This window comes from Streptomyces luteolifulvus (assembly GCF_008806595.1).
Taxonomy (GTDB): Bacteria; Actinomycetota; Actinomycetes; order Streptomycetales; family Streptomycetaceae; genus Streptomyces; species Streptomyces luteolifulvus.
The window spans coordinates 146,525-161,617 of record NZ_VZRB01000021.1; the positions used below are offsets into that span (position 1 = coordinate 146,525).

General features: G+C 70.5%; 11 protein-coding genes and 2 pseudogenes. 5 read left to right on the top strand and 8 right to left on the bottom strand.

All coding sequences use genetic code 11. The features are described from left to right. The first annotated feature begins 112 nt into the window (after positions 1-112). On the top strand, positions 113-1,165 hold the full coding sequence (locus F7R91_RS27240) for a LacI family DNA-binding transcriptional regulator (RefSeq protein ID WP_150952340.1): 1,053 nt from the start codon (positions 113-115) through the stop codon (positions 1,163-1,165). Continuing rightward, entirely contained in the window at positions 1,162-2,073 is a 912-nt protein-coding gene (locus F7R91_RS27245; RefSeq protein WP_150952343.1) for a carbohydrate kinase family protein, read from the top strand. Before F7R91_RS27240 ends, F7R91_RS27245 begins: the two co-directional genes overlap by 4 nt. 657 nt (positions 2,074-2,730) lie before the next feature. On the opposite strand, the gene uvrA is transcribed toward F7R91_RS27245, so the two are convergent. Next, complete coding sequence (gene uvrA, locus F7R91_RS27250; protein WP_150952346.1) at positions 2,731-5,763, bottom strand: excinuclease ABC subunit UvrA; 3,033 nt, start codon at positions 5,761-5,763, stop codon at positions 2,731-2,733. 224 nt (positions 5,764-5,987) lie between these two features. Between uvrA and F7R91_RS27255 the strand changes: the two genes are divergently transcribed. Both F7R91_RS27255 and F7R91_RS27260 read left to right on the top strand, forming a co-directional pair. Further along, positions 5,988-6,674 carry a maleylpyruvate isomerase family mycothiol-dependent enzyme gene (locus F7R91_RS27255; RefSeq protein ID WP_150952349.1) on the top strand — a complete coding sequence of 229 codons (687 nt, stop codon included), beginning with the start codon at positions 5,988-5,990 and terminating at the stop codon, positions 6,672-6,674. 46 nt (positions 6,675-6,720) lie between these two features. Beyond that, complete coding sequence (locus F7R91_RS27260; RefSeq protein ID WP_150952352.1) at positions 6,721-7,377, top strand: MBL fold metallo-hydrolase; 657 nt, start codon at positions 6,721-6,723, stop codon at positions 7,375-7,377. A gap of 257 nt (positions 7,378-7,634) precedes the next feature. Here the strand turns inward: F7R91_RS27260 and aroQ are convergent, their stop codons facing one another. Further along, positions 7,635-8,108, bottom strand: a complete 474-nt coding sequence (gene aroQ / locus F7R91_RS27265) for a type II 3-dehydroquinate dehydratase (protein ID WP_150952355.1) — start codon at positions 8,106-8,108, stop codon at positions 7,635-7,637. A 190-nt stretch (positions 8,109-8,298) separates the two neighbouring features. Here aroQ and F7R91_RS27270 point away from each other — a divergent pair, with 190 nt between their 5' ends. Continuing rightward, complete coding sequence (locus F7R91_RS27270) at positions 8,299-9,570, top strand: MFS transporter (RefSeq protein ID WP_150952358.1); 1,272 nt, start codon at positions 8,299-8,301, stop codon at positions 9,568-9,570. A 68-nt stretch (positions 9,571-9,638) separates the two neighbouring features. On the opposite strand, the pseudogene F7R91_RS27275 reads toward F7R91_RS27270, so the two are convergent. From F7R91_RS27275 to F7R91_RS27300, 6 genes and pseudogenes are all read right to left on the bottom strand, one after another. After that, positions 9,639-10,238: pseudogene (locus F7R91_RS27275) on the bottom strand (calcium:proton antiporter); the annotation flags it as partial. Positions 10,239-10,296: 58 nt separating this feature from the next. Then, positions 10,297-10,611: a hypothetical protein gene (locus F7R91_RS27280; RefSeq protein ID WP_408056067.1), complete on the bottom strand. Its 315-nt coding sequence runs from the start codon at positions 10,609-10,611 to the stop codon at positions 10,297-10,299. Between the two features lie 128 nt (positions 10,612-10,739). Then, positions 10,740-11,741 (bottom strand): TerC/Alx family metal homeostasis membrane protein, encoded by a 1,002-nt coding sequence (locus F7R91_RS27285; RefSeq protein WP_191971658.1) that lies wholly within the window; start codon positions 11,739-11,741, stop codon positions 10,740-10,742. Between the two features lie 254 nt (positions 11,742-11,995). Beyond that, complete coding sequence (locus tag F7R91_RS27290) at positions 11,996-14,062, bottom strand: TerD family protein (RefSeq protein WP_150952364.1); 2,067 nt, start codon at positions 14,060-14,062, stop codon at positions 11,996-11,998. Between the two features lie 58 nt (positions 14,063-14,120). Next, positions 14,121-14,699 (bottom strand): TerD family protein, encoded by a 579-nt coding sequence (locus F7R91_RS27295; RefSeq protein WP_150952367.1) that lies wholly within the window; start codon positions 14,697-14,699, stop codon positions 14,121-14,123. A 184-nt stretch (positions 14,700-14,883) separates the two neighbouring features. Beyond that, positions 14,884-15,093 (bottom strand): annotated as a pseudogene (locus F7R91_RS27300) (IS110 family transposase); the annotation flags it as partial.

A 15,093-nucleotide genomic window follows, 5' to 3' on the forward strand; every position in this document is an offset into this window, starting at 1 on the left:
CGTGTCCGGAGAGGGCCGCGCGGGACGTAAACGCTTGCGCAAACGTTTACGTCTGGCGTGGAATGGGATACGGTCCCCGCCGAAGGCAAGAAAGAGGGCGAAGGGGAACTCCATGCCGACCATGGCCGACGTCGCGCGCAGCGCCGGTGTGTCCGTGGCGACCGTCTCGCACGTACTGAACGGCACCCGGCCGGTGCTGCCCCACACCCGGCAGGCCGTGCTGGACGCCATGGACGAACTGGGCTACACGCCCAACACCCTGGCGCGTTCCCTGGTGACCTCCCGTACCCGGTCCATCGGGCTCGCGGTGTCGGCGATCAGCAACCCGTACTTCACAGAGATCCTCCAGGGCGTGGAGGCCGGCGCCCTGGAACAGGGCTACAGCCTGCTCATCGCCGATCCGCACGACGATCCGGTGCATGAGCGCAAGGTCGTCCAGCTTCTGCACGAACGGCGGGTGGACGGCGTGATCGTCGCGCCCTCCGCGAACCCGGGGGAGCTCCTCGCCTACCTCGGCCGCCACGACGTACCCACCGTGCTTCTCGACCGGGTGGTCGACTCCGCCGCGGACGGCGCACCACGCTTCGACCAGGTCTGCTCCGACAGCGCGGAACCGACGGCCCACCTGGTCACCCATCTCGCCGGACTCGGCCACCGCCGGATCGCCCTCGTGGCGGGCCTGCCCGGGCTCAGCACGACCAGCGAGAGGATCACCGGTTACCGGCACGGGCTCGCCGCCGCCGGTTTCCCGTACGACGAACGCCTCGTCGTGCACGGCGACTCGGAGGCGGCCGGCGCCGAACGGGCCACGGCCGCCCTGCTGTCCCTCGGCGCGCCGCCCACCGCGCTGGTCACCGCCAACAACGCGATGACCATCGGGGTGCTGCGTGCCCTGCGCGACCACGGCTTGTCCGTGCCCGACGACATCGCGCTGTGCTGCTTCGACGACTTCGCCTGGGGGGATCTGTTCACACCCCGGCTCACCGCGATCGCCCAGCCCAGCAGGGAGCTCGGTGCCGAGGCCGTCCGGGTGCTCCTGGAACGGCTCGCCGAGCCGGACCGGCCCGCCCGGACCGTGCGGCTCCCCTGCACCTTCGTCCATCGCACGTCGTGCGGATGCGCCACCGGGAAACCCGGGAATCCCAGGAAAGGAACCGCCTCGTGATCATCGTCGCCGGTGAGGCCCTGATCGATCTGGTGCCGCAGGGCGCGGGTGCCCTCGCGGGCCTGAAGCCTGCGCTCGGCGGCGGCCCGTACAACACGGCCGTGGCCCTCGGCCGCCTCGGCTCCCCCACGGCCTTCTGCTCCCGTACGTCCTACGACGCCTTCGGCGAGGCGCTGCTCGACGGGCTGCGGTCGGCGGGCGTGGACGTGTCGGGTGTGCAGCGCGGCCCGGAGCCTACGACTCTCGCGGTCGCCACGATCGACGCGCACGGGTCGGCCGCCTACTCCTTCTATGTCGAGGGCACGGCCGACCGTCTGTTCACGGCCCCCGACAGGCTCCCGGCGGCGGCGCGAGCCGTGTCCTTCGGCACCTGCTCGCTGGTCCTGGAGCCGGGCGCGAGTGCCTACGAGGAACTGATGCGGACCGCGGCTGCGCAGGGCGTGTTCACCGCGCTCGACCCGAACATCCGGGCCGGGCTGATCCCCGATCCGGACGCCTACCGGGCCCGGTTCAAGAGCTGGCTGCCTTCGGTGTCGCTGCTCAAGCTCTCCGAGGAGGACGCGCAGTGGCTGGGGGGCACTCCGCGGGAGTGGCTGGCCGCCGGTCCCGCCGCCGTCGTGATCACCCGCGGCGGTGACGGCCTGACGGTGTTCACCCGGGACGGTGCCGAACACTCGGTACCGGGCGGGAAGGTCGACGTCGTGGACACGATCGGCGCGGGCGACACGGTGAACGCGGCGCTCCTCCACGGACTGGCCACGGCGGACGCCCTGTCCCCACAGGCGCTCCCGGCCCTGGGCGAGGACGGCTGGCGCCGCCTGCTCCGGTTCGCGGCGCGCGCGGCGGCCATCACCTGCTCCCGGGCGGGAGCGGAGCCGCCGTTTGCGTCCGAGTTGGGGGATTTGTAAGAGGGGCGAGTCTTAAGGGGATGGGCGGGGTGGTGTGCGGTGCCGGGGGCGCCGAGGACATCGTGGTCGACAGCAAGGTGCTGGCCCCGGCCGGTACCGGCCTGGGCGCGAGCGATGGCTCGTGGGACGTCTCCCGAGGTACCGTGCGTCGCGCCGCGCGCGCCCGTGGCCGACGGTGGTGCGTAGGGCTTCGCGCGGAGCGACGCACGGTGCCTAGCAAGGAGCTCCCGCGGGGCCGCCGAGCCACACCCCCTGGCCAGGGTCTTCGCGGGTGCGCCCCGCACAGTGCCGCGCGCAGCCACCCCCACCCGGGAGTGCAAAGGGGGTGGCAAGCTGCACGCGCTTGGCCACCTTCCCCGCGGGACACCTCACTTGCTGCGGCGCACAGCCCCGCGGGACACCTCGCTTACGGCGGCGCACAGCCCCGCTGGGCCCTCGCGCGAGTCGGCCCGCCCCGCGGAGCACCGCGCATGCTGCGACGCGCAGCCCCCGCTGGCCCTTCGGCGGGGCGCCGCGCCCGGCACCGCCCCGGCCGCCTGTCCCGCGCGGAAAGCTTCACATGGTGCAAAGCCCAGTGCCCCCGCGGGGCGTTCCCGCAGGGGCACCGTGCCTCGGAAGTGGCGCCCGGCTGTGCCGAGGCGGGTCCGCGCCTGATGCTCAGGCCTTGCGAGCTCGCGTCGTCTTCTTCGCGGGCGTCGTCTTCTTCGTGGCGCCCGCCGCCTTCTTCGTCGTCGTGTTGTTGGCCGCCTTGGCCGTCCGGGCCGTCGTCGTCTTCTGTGCCGTCGACTTGGCCGCGACCGTCCTTGCCGCGGCCTTGCGCGGAGCGCTCGGCGCGGCGTCGCTGATCCGGTCCGCGCCGAGGATCTCCCGCAGGAACTTGCCGGTGTGGCTGGCCGGAATCCCGGCCACCTGCTCGGGCGTGCCCTCGGCGACGACGAGGCCTCCGCCGGCACCGCCCTCCGGACCCATGTCGACGACCCAGTCGGCCGTCTTGATCACATCGAGGTTGTGCTCGATGACGATGACCGTGTTGCCCTTGTCGACCAGGCCGGACAGGACCGTCAGCAGCTTGCTGATGTCCTCGAAGTGCAGACCGGTGGTCGGCTCGTCAAGGACGTAGACCGTGCGACCGGTGGACCGCTTCTGGAGCTCGCTGGCGAGCTTCACCCGCTGGGCCTCACCGCCGGACAGCGTGGTCGCGGACTGGCCGAGACGGACGTAGCCGAGACCGACGTCGTGCAGGGTCCGAAGGTGGCGGGCTATCGCGGGCACGGCCTCGAAGAAGTCGAGGGCCTCCTCGATCGGCATGCTGAGGACCTCGGCGATGGACTTGCCCTTGTAGTGGACCTCCAGGGTCTCCCGGTTGTAGCGGGCGCCGTGGCAGACCTCGCACGGGACATACACGTCCGGGAGGAAGTTCATCTCGATCTTGATCGTGCCGTCGCCCGCGCAGTTCTCGCAGCGGCCGCCCTTGACGTTGAAGGAGAACCGGCCGGGCTGGTAGCCGCGGACCTTCGCCTCGGTGGTCTCGGCGAACAGCTTGCGGATGTGGTCGAAGACGCCGGTGTACGTCGCCGGGTTGGACCGCGGGGTGCGGCCGATGGGCGACTGGTCGACATGCACGACTTTGTCGACGAGGTCGTCGCCGTCCACGCGCGTGTGCCGCCCGGGAACGTTGCGGGCGCCGTTCAGTTCGCGGGCCAGGTGCGTGTAGAGGATGTCGTTGACCAGCGTCGACTTGCCGGAGCCGGACACGCCCGTGACCGCGGTGAACACGCTCAGCGGGAAGGACACGTCGATGTCCTGGAGGTTGTTCTCGCGGGCACCGTGCACCGTCAGCCGGCGGGACGGGTCGTGCGGGCGCCTGATGTCCGGCAGCGGGATGGACTTCTTGCCGGACAGGTACTGGCCGGTCTGCGACTCGGCATTGGCGAGCAGTTCCTTCAGGGAGCCGCTGTGCACGACCTTGCCGCCGTGCTCGCCCGCGCCGGGGCCGATGTCGACGACCCAGTCGGCGGTCTTGATGGTGTCCTCGTCGTGCTCGACGACGATGAGCGTGTTGCCCATGTCGCGCAGCCGCACCAGGGTCTCGATGAGCCGGTGGTTGTCGCGCTGGTGCAGGCCGATGGACGGCTCGTCGAGGACGTACAGCACGCCGACGAGTCCGGAGCCGATCTGGGTGGCCAGGCGGATGCGCTGGGCCTCGCCGCCGGAGAGCGTGCCGGCCGCGCGGTTCAGTGAGAGGTAGTCCAGGCCGACGTCGACCAGGAACCGCAGCCGCTCGTTGACCTCCTTCAGCACCCGCTCGGCGATCTTCTTGTCACGGGCATTGAGCTTCAGCTCGCCCAGGAAGTCCGCGCAGTCGCTGATCGACATCGCGGAGACCTCGGCGATCGACTTCTCCATGATCGTGACCGCTAGGACTATCGGCTTCAGACGCGTGCCCTCACACGTGGGGCAGGGCACCTCGCGCATATAGCCCTCGAAGCGCTCACGGCTGGCGTCGCTCTCGGCCTCGCTGTGCCGGCGCTTGACGAAGGGAACGGCGCCTTCGAAGGGCGTGGTGTAGACGCGCTCGCGCCCGTACCGGTTGCGGTAGCGGACCTCGATCTGGGTCTTGTGGCCCTGGAGCAGTGCCTTCCTGGCGCGCTGGGGCAGGCCCGCGAAGGGGATGTCCGTCCGGAACCCGAGCGCATCGGCGAGGGCGCCGATGAGGCGGCCGAAGTAGTCCTTGGTGTGGCCGTGCGACCAGGGGTGGATGGCGCCCTCGTCGAGGGACTTGTCCTCGTCCGGGACGATCAGCTCCGGGTCGACCTCCATGCGCGTGCCGATGCCCGTGCACTCGGGGCAGGCGCCGAAGGGCGAGTTGAAGGAGAAGGAGCGGGGCTCCAGTTCCTCGAAGGAGAGGTCGTCGTACGTGCAGTACAGATGCTCCGAGTACATGCGTTCGCGCTCGGGGTCGCCCTCGGGGAGGTCGACGAAGTCGAGGACGACCATGCCGCCGGACAGTCCGAGGGCGGTCTCGACGGAGTCGGTGAGGCGGCGCTTGGCGGAGTCCTTCACCGTGAGGCGGTCGACGACCACCTCGATGGTGTGCTTCTCCTGCTTCTTCAGCGTGGGCGGGTTGGAGAGCTGGATGGTCTCGCCGTCCACACGCGCGCGGGAGTAACCCTTGGTCTGGAGGTCGCCGAACAGGTCGACGAACTCGCCCTTGCGCTCCCGCACCAGCGGTGACAGGACCTGGAAGCGGCTCCCCTCCGGCAGCTCAAGGACCTTGTCGACGATGGCCTGCGGCGACTGGCGCGAGATCGGGCGACCGCACTCGGGACAGTGCGGCTTGCCGATGCGCGCGAACAGCAGTCGCAGATAGTCGTAGACCTCGGTGATGGTGCCGACCGTCGAGCGCGGGTTGCGCGAGGTCGACTTCTGATCGATGGAGACCGCCGGCGAGAGGCCTTCGATGAAGTCGACGTCCGGCTTGTCCATCTGCCCGAGGAACTGGCGGGCGTACGAGGAGAGCGACTCCACGTAGCGCCGCTGGCCCTCGGCGAAGATCGTGTCGAACGCCAGGGAGGACTTGCCCGACCCGGACAGGCCCGTGAAGACGATGAGCGAGTCGCGTGGCAGATCGAGCGAGACGTTCTTCAGGTTGTGCTCGCGCGCGCCACGGACGATGAGACGGTCGGCCACGCCGGTCCGCACCTTTCTCGAGAGAAGTGACAGGGGCGGGGCCCCCGTACCTTCTCAGACTAGGGGGAGCCACTGACAACGCCGGTCGGATCCCCGGAGTGCATAACAATCCCCGGCCATCCAGCATGCCCGACGCCGCCCTTGACCATATAGCACGCGCATTCGATTTATGGCACGGGTTCACCACCTTCACCCGAAGGTGTGGCGAGGCTAGGGTCAGTACCATGATTGATCACGCCCATGACCTGGCGTCTGTACGTGACGCGACCGACCGCTTGCTCATCGCAGTCGCCAAGATGGACAACGCCTCCGTGGCCGAGCCGTCACGCCTGCCCGGCTGGTCCCGCGGTCACGTCCTCGCCCACATCGCCCGCAACGCCGACGCCCTCGTGAACGTCCTCGAAGGCCGCCCCATGTACGTCTCCGGCGACGCCCGGGACGCGGACATCGAGCGCGACGCCCCACGCCCCCTCGACGTCCACCTCGCCGACCTGCGCGAGAGCGCGGCCCGCTTCCAGGAGGCGGGGGCCGTGCCCGCGGACTGGTCACGCACCGTCGAACTGCGCAACGGGGTCACCGACTCGGCCTCCCGGCTGCCGTTCCGGCGCTGGGTGGAGGTGGACCTGCATCACGTGGACCTCGGCATCGGATACGAACTGGAGGACCTCCCGGAGCAGTTCGTGGAGCGCGAGACCGACTTCCTCACGGAGCGGTTCGCCGGCCGTCCCGACGTACCGCCGACGCACCTCACCGACGGCACGCGCGCGTGGGGCACGGGCCGGGCGGCGAGCACTCCCGAGATCACTGTCACCGGGTCCGCGCCCGACCTGCTCGGCTGGCTCGCCGGACGCCGCGACGGCTCCGCGCTGACCGTGCGAGGCGGCGCGCTGCCGACGCTGCCTCCCCTGTAGCGCGTGGGCGGTCCCCGGACCGCTCCCCCGCTATAGGCTGGCGGCCATGACGTACAGCGGACAGGTGACGGTCGGCGGCCCGGCGGACGTGCACGAGCTCAAGGACCTGATGATCACGAAGATCGCCGTCGGCCCGATGGACAACAACACCTATCTGCTGCGCTGCCGGGCCACGGACGAGCAACTGCTCATCGACGCGGCGAACGACGCGGGCACACTGCTCGGCATGATCGGTGACGACGGCATCGCGTCCGTCGTCACCACGCACCAGCACGGCGACCACTGGCAGGCTCTCGCCGAGGTCGTCGCGGCGACCGGCGCCCGCACCCACGCCGGCCGCGACGACGCCGAAGGCATCCCGGTACCGACCGACGTGCTCGTCGACGACGGGGACATCATCCGGGTGGGGCGTGTGGAGCTCACCGCGCGCCACCTGGTCGGGCACACACCCGGCTCCATCGCCCTCGTGTACGACGATCCGCACGGGCATCCCCATGTCTTCACCGGCGACTGCCTCTTCCCGGGGGGCGTGGGCAACACCCGCAAGGATCCCGAGGCGTTCGCCCGTCTGATCCACGACGTCGAGACGAAGATCTTCGATGTACTGCCGGACGAGACCTGGGTCTACCCGGGGCACGGCAACGACACGACGCTGGGCGCGGAGCGACCGCATCTGCCGGAGTGGCACGCGCGCGGGTGGTGAGAAGCAGGCGCGTGCAGTCGATCGCGCACGCCGGGCGCCTGCCGTCCATCGCGCGCACGGCGCCCGCTCTGCGCACGCGCCCCGTGTGAACCGTTCACACGCACCGCCTCCGAACACGCGCTCCCGGCACCCGTGGTTGCGCAGTCAACTGGTAGCAGCCCCGCACGGGATGACGGCTCCTGAGCGGTGCGGGCCGCCGGTCTTCCGATCCCCGCCCTCGACCGGCGGCCCCGGCATGCCATCGGTCCTTGCACGCCTTACGCGTCCGCCTGCGCCGCCCCCGCCAGCGCGGCGACCCGCTCCACGCCGAACACGTATCCCTGCACGCCGCACCCCGCGATGACTCCGTCGGCGCGCAGTGAGACGTACGAGTGGTGCCGGAACGACTCCCGCTGGTGGATGTTGGAGATGTGGACCTCCAACACCGGAAGGCCGTCGCAGGTGTTGAGCGCATCCAGGATCGCGACGGACGTGTGCGAGTAGGCGCCGGGGTTGATCACGATCCCGCAGTGGTTGAGGCGGGCCTCGTGGATCCAGTCGACCAACTCGCCCTCGTGGTTGGACTGGCGGCAGTCCACCCTGCCGCCGTGCGCGGCGGCGGCCTTGGCGCACAGGGCCTCCACGTCGGCGAGGGTGTCGGAGCCGTAGATCTCCGGCTGTCGCCGGCCGAGCAGATTCAGGTTGGGTCCGTTGAGGATCATGATCGGCGCGTTGGCCAGGGTGCGGGGCACGGTTCCTCCGGTCCGTTCAAAGGGCGATCCGCCGAGGACCGCTGCTCAGACCCGGTCTATCACGGTGCGCCGGGGATGAAGGGGGGCGCACTCTCGCCGGGAGAGCCGCACCCCCGCGCCCCCGTAACTACCGGTCACCGTGGGTAGTTGATGCAGCATGCACGATGTACGCACCGTAAGGGCACCTTCCATGCTGCGACTCGCGGTCGCCTCGCTCGCGGGGACGGCCATCGAGTTCTACGACTTCTTCGTGTACGGGACCGCCGCGGCGCTGGTCCTGGGGCCGCTGTTCTTCCCGACGTTCTCGCCGGTGGCCGGGACGCTGGCGGCGTTCGGCACATTCGGTGTGGGCTTCGTGGCGCGCCCGCTGGGGTCGGTGCTGTTCGGGCATCTCGGCGACCGGCGCGGGCGGCGGCCGGTCCTCGTCGTCTCGCTGCTGCTGACGGGCGCCGCCACGGTCGCGGTCGGCTGCGTACCCACGTACGAATCGATCGGTGTGGCCGCTCCCCTGCTGCTCCTGGCGCTGCGTTTCCTGCAGGGGCTCGGGCTCGGCGGGGAATGGGGCGGCGCCGTGCTGCTCACCGCCGAGCATGCGCCCGCCGAACGGCGCGCACTGTGGTCGAGTTTCCCGCAGGTCGGGCCCGCGGTGGGTTTCGTGCTCGCCAACGGCGTGGTGCTCATGCTGTCGGCGACCCTGTCCGAGGAGCAGTTCGCCGCCTGGGGTTGGCGGGTGCCCTTCTGGGCCGCGGGCGGGCTGGCCGTGGTGGGACTGTGGCTGCGTTCGTCGCTCGCCGAGAGTCCCCGGTTCCTCGAAATCGACGACCACGCGCGTGTGCCGCTCGCCGAGGTCGCGCGCAGCCACTGGCGGCTCGTTCTGCTGACCGCCGGGGCGCTCGCCGTCGGGTACGCCGTCTTCTACGCGGTGACGACCTGGTCCCTCGCGTATGCGACGGAGCGGCTCGGGGTGAGCCGTACCGTCATGCTGGCCTGCATCATGGCCGCGGTGGTGGTGCAGGGGGCGCTGACACCGCCGGCGGCTGCCCTCGGCGACCGCTACGGACGCAGGCCGCTGTGTTTGGCGGGGTGCGCGGCAGCCGCCGTGTGGATGTTCCCGATGGTCGCGCTGCTCTCGACCGGTGCGCCGCTGCTGATGTTCCTCGGTTTCCTGGGCGCGCTGGTCGCGTTCATCACGATGTTCGCCGTGATCGCCGCGTATCTGCCGGAGCTGTACGAGCCGCGGGTGCGCTGCACGGGCGCCGCGGTCGGCTACAACCTCGGCGGGGTCCTCGGGGGCGCGCTCACCCCGATCGTGGCGACCGCGCTCGCCGAGCGGGGCGGCCGGGTGCCCTGGGGGGTGGGTGCGTATCTGACGGCGATCGCGCTGCTGAGTCTGGGGTGTTTCGCCCTGCTGCCGGAGACGCGTCCGGTGCCGGCGGTGGCGGCGGAGCCGGCCACCGGGTGAGGGCGCGGGTCACCGTACGCGCGCCGGCTACGGATTGACGGCGAGCTCCAAGTACGCCGCGAACACCACCGGGTGATGGGCAGGAAGTAGTCGCGGTGCCGCACGGTCTGGGTCGCCACGAACAGGCCGTACAGGATCAGCGAGGAGAGCGCGGCGAAGGTGAGCTGCGTGCTCGAGAACTCCGGGCCCGGCTTGCTCGTGGTGAAGGTCGGCAGGACCAGACTGAGCGTGGCCAGGGTGGCGACGGTCGCGAGGGCGGCACCGGTGCCCTCGGGGTTGAAGACCGCCGTGCCGTGCCGCAGGGAGGCGACGAGGAGGCTCATACCGACGACTCCGTTGCAGGTGATCATCACGGCTGCGAAGACCGTGTCCCGGGCCAGGGTCGCGCTCTTGTCACCACCGTCCGCCATCAGGGTGACGATCAGGGCGACTTCGATGATCGTGACGGCGACGGCGAGAACGAGGGAGCCATAGGGTTCCCCGGCCCGGTGGGCGACCACCTCGGCGTGGTGCACGGCGGCCAGGACGGCCCCCGCCAGGACCAGTGTCACCAGCGCGACCACCGCGCCGGGAAGATCGCGTCCCCAGGTGAACACGAGCAGGACGACCGCGATCACCGGCACGAGGTACTCCCACTGTGCCGTGAGCGACCTGAGCCGAGCGATCATGCAGCGATCGTCGCAGACGCCTCTGGGCCCCGCACTCGGTCGTGCGGGCCCGGTCACCTCACGTGAACTCGGTCAAGTCCAGCACGTCGCAGTCGGTGAAGGAGGGTGCCTTGGTGCACAGCACGGCCATCCGTTCGGCGAACTTGGCCGTCTCGGGGCGGTCGCTGTTGCTCATGGCTTCTTCGTACGAGTCGAACTCGATCACCGCGAGGTAGTGACCGGGGTTGGTGCGGTCCTGCAGGACGAGGCGGCGCGTGGGGCCGCCACTGTGGCCGTCCATGGTCTGGTCCATCTCCTGCGACAGCTCCCGCATCTCCTCGATGCGTTCGGTTTCGAAGTCGATGATCTGCACGAACTTCATCGGTGCGTCCACGGTGCCTCCACCCGGCCGTGGCGTCCCCGGGCCGGGGAGCGCTCAGCACCCAACGAAGCACCGGGAGCAGTGGTCGGCAATCAGCCGGGCACCGCTCCCGGTGATGGTTGTTTCTACGTCCGACGTGGTCAGGCCTCGATGCTGTCCTTCGGAGCGCCTTCGGTCCGCGTCTGCGCCGCCTCGGCCGCCGCCTGCTTCCGGGAGGCCGCGAGGCTGGTGATCGTGGTGACGATCAGGACCGCGCAGATCACGCCGAGCGAGACCGGGATGCTGATCTCGGGGACGTGGACCCCGGACTCGTGCAGCGCGTGCAGCACCAGCTTGACGCCGATGAAGCCCAGGATGACCGACAGGCCGTAGCTGAGGTGGACCAGCTTCTTCAGCAGACCGCCTATGAGGAAGTACAGCTGCCGCAGACCCATCAGCGCGAACGCGTTGGCGGTGAAGACGATGTACGGGTCCTGCGTCAGGCCGAAGATCGCGGGGATCGAGTCGAGCGCGAACAGCACGTCGGTGGTGCCGATCGCAAGCATGACGACCAGCATCGGGGTCATCACCCGCTTGCCGTTCTGCTGGATCCACAGCTTGGTGCCGTGGTAGCGGTCGGCCACCCCGAAGCGGCGCTCGGCGGCCTTCAGCAGTTTGTTCTCCTCGTACTCCTCGTCCTCCTCGTCGGCCCGGGCCTCCTGGATGAGCTTCCAGGCGGTCCAGATCAGGAAGGCGCCGAAGAGGTAGAACACCCAGGCGAAGCTGGCGAGGATCGCGGCACCGGCGGCGATGAAGATCGCCCGCAGTACCAGGGCTATCAGTACGCCGACGAGCAGCACCCGCTGCTGGTACTGCGAGGGCACGGCGAACTTCGCCATGATCAGGACGAAGACGAAGAGGTTGTCGACGCTCAGCGACTTCTCGGTGATGAAGCCCGCGAAGAACTCGCCGGCCGGCTGACCGCCGCCGAAGACGAGCAGACCGAGGCCGAAAAGACCGGCCAGGGCGATCCAGACGACGGTCCAGATTCCGGCTTCCTTGATGGACACGTCGTGCGGCTTGCGGCCGATGAAGAAGTCGACCGCGATCAGGGCCGCCAGGCCCACGATGGTCAGAACCCACAGGTTCACGGAAACATCCACTGCGCCTCCGGCAGTACGTAACGGCAGATGTCAGCGTCGTCGCTGCCGGAGGTCTCTTCCACCCACGATGGGCCGACGCCCCGGGATCTGGCCTGATCCGTATTGACGGGTACGCCGCAGCAGACAGGGAGTACTCCCCTCCGTGAGGAAGACAGTACCCCATTCACCAAGGAAAGGTAAAGAGATTAGTAAAGTAAAGACCAAATTTCCTGGTCAGAGGGCTTTACGTGTGCTTGGTGAAGAGGGTGCGACGGTCACCTGTTCCACGAGCGGCGGGCCGCGGCGACCTGGGTCAGCACCTGCTGGAGCACCTGGCTGCCGGACGGCACGAGCGAGGGTTCGTACGTCCAGGCGTGCCCCACCCACGGGTCGGCGAGGTGGTCGTCGGGCACGGGCGTGAGCCTCAGCAGCGAACGCCACAGCGGGTCCAGCAGCGGGCCGTAGCCGGCGGCCTCCTCGCGGTCGGCGACCATCATCAGGTGGACACCGACGGCCGGGCCCTCGTCCGCGAGGTAGCGCAGCTGGGTCACGGCCCGGTCGTCGAATCCGTGCGGGAAGTCGTTGACCACGAGCAACTGCTCGGACGTGTCGAGGCCGGGCGGCAGCGAGTCGGCCGCGCCGCCACGCACCGCCATCTGCACCAGGTCGACGCGCTGGGTGAGCCGGGCCAGGACGTCCGCCACGCCCGCGGCGCCGACTGCGGGCGGTGCGGCGAGCACACCGGTCTGCACCAGCGGGGCCAGCGCCTGGGCTCCGGATCCCGCAGGGTCGATGGCATGCACGGTGAACTCGCCCGCCGGATAGACGGCGAGCAGCCGGCCCGCGAGGGCCACCGCCGTGTCCATCGCGAGGCGCCGCAGCTCATGGGAGTCGGCGAACGAGCCGTCGAGCGATCCGGCGCGTCCGCTGTCGATCCACAGGCCGCGCTGCAGCGGCAGACGGACCAGCATGGGTATGCGCAGCCCGGTCGCCTCCGGCAGATGGAGGTCGCCGAGCCGCAGGGCCATGGGGATCTCCATGGGTACGCGGTAGCCGTGCCACACGGGGTTGTCCCAGCGGGCGTACGCAGCCGGCAGCGCGGGCTCGACGACCCCGGCCTCGGCGGTGAGCTGGGCGAGGTCGCGGTCCAGGGCCGCCTTGGCCTGCTCGACGAGCTGGGCGTGCTTGGCGCGGGCCACCTCCCGCGCGGCGTCACCCTGTCCGCCGATCCTGCTGCGCGGGTCGGACAGGACCTGGTCGAGCTCCTTCTCCATGCGCGAGTCGGCGAAGTCGACGGCGCTGCGGTACGCGGCTGTCGTGCGGGCCAGGTCCTCGAACATGCCCCACACCTGGTTGTAGAGCCGCTCGTCCATGGACCAGCCGGTCGCGTCGCCGGCGACGGGCTGCGCGGGCTGCCCCGGCGGGGCGGGCGGAGCGGTCGGCGGAGGCGGCGGTGGGGCGGTGTTCTGCCGGCGCGGGTGGCTGTAGTCGATCGGGCCGCCCGCGGTGGGCGCGTTCTGGGTGACGGCGGAGGGGTCCGCGGCCCCGCCGCCCTGATACGGGTGCTGTGGCACGGACGGCCCCGGCCCGCCGGTGGTCCCCGACCCGTGCGGTTCCTGAGGGCCGTACGGAGTCATCGGCTGCGGCGGTACGGCGTCGGGAGCGCCCTGGGGTGCGGCGGCGCCGTGCGGTGCGGAGCCGCTCTGGTCCGGGCCGAGTGCCGGTGCGGCGGCCTGCCGGGAGCGGTCGGCGTCCGGCGTACGCGGCGGCGGTGCCGGGACCGAGCGGGCCTGGCCCCGGGCCACCGCCTCGTTCATGCTGCCCGCGAGCTGGTGGGCCTCGGGCAGGCCCTGGTCGGTGAGGAGTTCGGCGAGGCCGCCCGCGTAGCCCTGGCCGACGGCGCGGACCTTCCAGGCGCCCTGCCGGCGGTAGAGCTCCAGAGCGACGAGGGCGGACTCGGCCTCCAGGCCGGTGACGGTGTAGCTGGCGACCTCGGTGCCGTCGAGGCCGGTGACCGCGACGAAGGGGGCGGCTACGGCGCCGAAGTGGAGCGGACCTCCGCTGCCGTTGGGCAGGGCGAGCAGCACGCTGACCCGGTGCACGGCCTCCGGCATGGCCTCCAGGTCCACCGCGAGACGGTGGTCGGCGGCCGCCTGCTTGGAGACTTCGAGCCCCGGCAGCGTGGGGGTGCCCGGGTGGGCCACCCATTCGACGCCGTGGATTCTGCCCTGCTCGTCGCCGAGCGTCGCCGCGGCCACGACCGGTGTGCCGGCCGAGACGCGGATCTCCAGACGGGCCTGGGAGAGCGGGTGGTTCTGCCCCCGCACCAGCTCGGCCGTCATCGCCTTCGTCCCCCTGTGTCGCTGTGTCCGGTGTTCTGTGCCCCCTCGTCGGGCTGTCCTACAGGTGCGGCAGGATCGCCGGCATCAGGTCCTGGAAGGTGCGGCCGTTGGCCGGCGTGCCGAGGGCCGTCATTGTCCAGTTCTGGCCCGTCCGGTGCACCTTCGCCATGATCTGCGCGGTGTAGGCGCCGCCGCCCGCCAGCGTGTAGCGGGCGAGCTCCTGGCCGTTGGTCTCGTCGACCAGGCGGCAGAACGCGTTCTGCACCTCCTGGAAGGTCTGGCCGGTGAAGGAGTTGACGGTGAAGACGATCTGGTCGATGTGGACCGGGATGCGCGCCAGGTCGACGAGGATGGCCTCGTCGTCCCCGCCCTGCCCGACACCGCCGACGAGGTTGTCGCCGGTGTGGCGCACCGAGCCGTCGTCGCTCACCAGGTGGCGGAAGAAGACGACGTCGACCGGCTGCTTGTCCGCGAACAGGACGGCGGAGGCATCGAGGTCGATCTCCCGCGTGCGCGAGCCGAACAGGCCGCGCCGGGGAGCCGCCTGCCAGCCGAGACCCATGCGCACCGCGGTCAGGCTGCCCCCGTCGTTCTTTTGCAGACTGATGGCCTGACCCTTGGTCATGTTGACGGTCACGCGCTGATTCCCCTCTCGAACTGTCCCCTGCTGCCGCGGAGTCCGCGGTTGACGAGAACCCTATGCAGAGCCACTGACAGTGACGCCACCCGGTCCGTACTTTGTGTCGGTCTTGCAACACACCGCACGGGCGGTCCGGCCGGCCGGACCGCCCGTGCGGTCAGACACCCCATGTCGTTTGGTGTCAAACGGCGGGGGTGTGGGCGTGGTGTGACCAGGCGGTCGCCTCGTCGTAGGTGGTGCGGGTTTTGAGGCAGCCGTGGAGGTTGCCGACGAGGCGGTTGCCGACCTGTCGGAGGGCGGGGTTGTAGCCGGCCTCGCGGGCGCGCTGTCTGTCGTAGTAGCGGCGGGCGCCGGGGGAAGCGCGTAGGGCTGAGAACGCCTGACGCTGGAG

Bases quoted from the DNA above. Each gene is read 5' to 3' on its own strand.
- F7R91_RS27240 (WP_150952340.1), top strand. From the start codon at position 113: ATGCCGACCATGGCCGACGTCGCGCGCAGCGCCGGTGTGTCCGTGGCG.
- F7R91_RS27290 (WP_150952364.1), bottom strand. From the start codon at position 14,062: ATGACGGCCGAGCTGGTGCGGGGGCAGAACCACCCGCTCTCCCAGGCC.
- F7R91_RS27255 (WP_150952349.1), top strand. From the start codon at position 5,988: ATGATTGATCACGCCCATGACCTGGCGTCTGTACGTGACGCGACCGAC.
- F7R91_RS27270 (WP_150952358.1), top strand. From the start codon at position 8,299: ATGCTGCGACTCGCGGTCGCCTCGCTCGCGGGGACGGCCATCGAGTTC.
- F7R91_RS27260 (WP_150952352.1), top strand. From the start codon at position 6,721: ATGACGTACAGCGGACAGGTGACGGTCGGCGGCCCGGCGGACGTGCAC.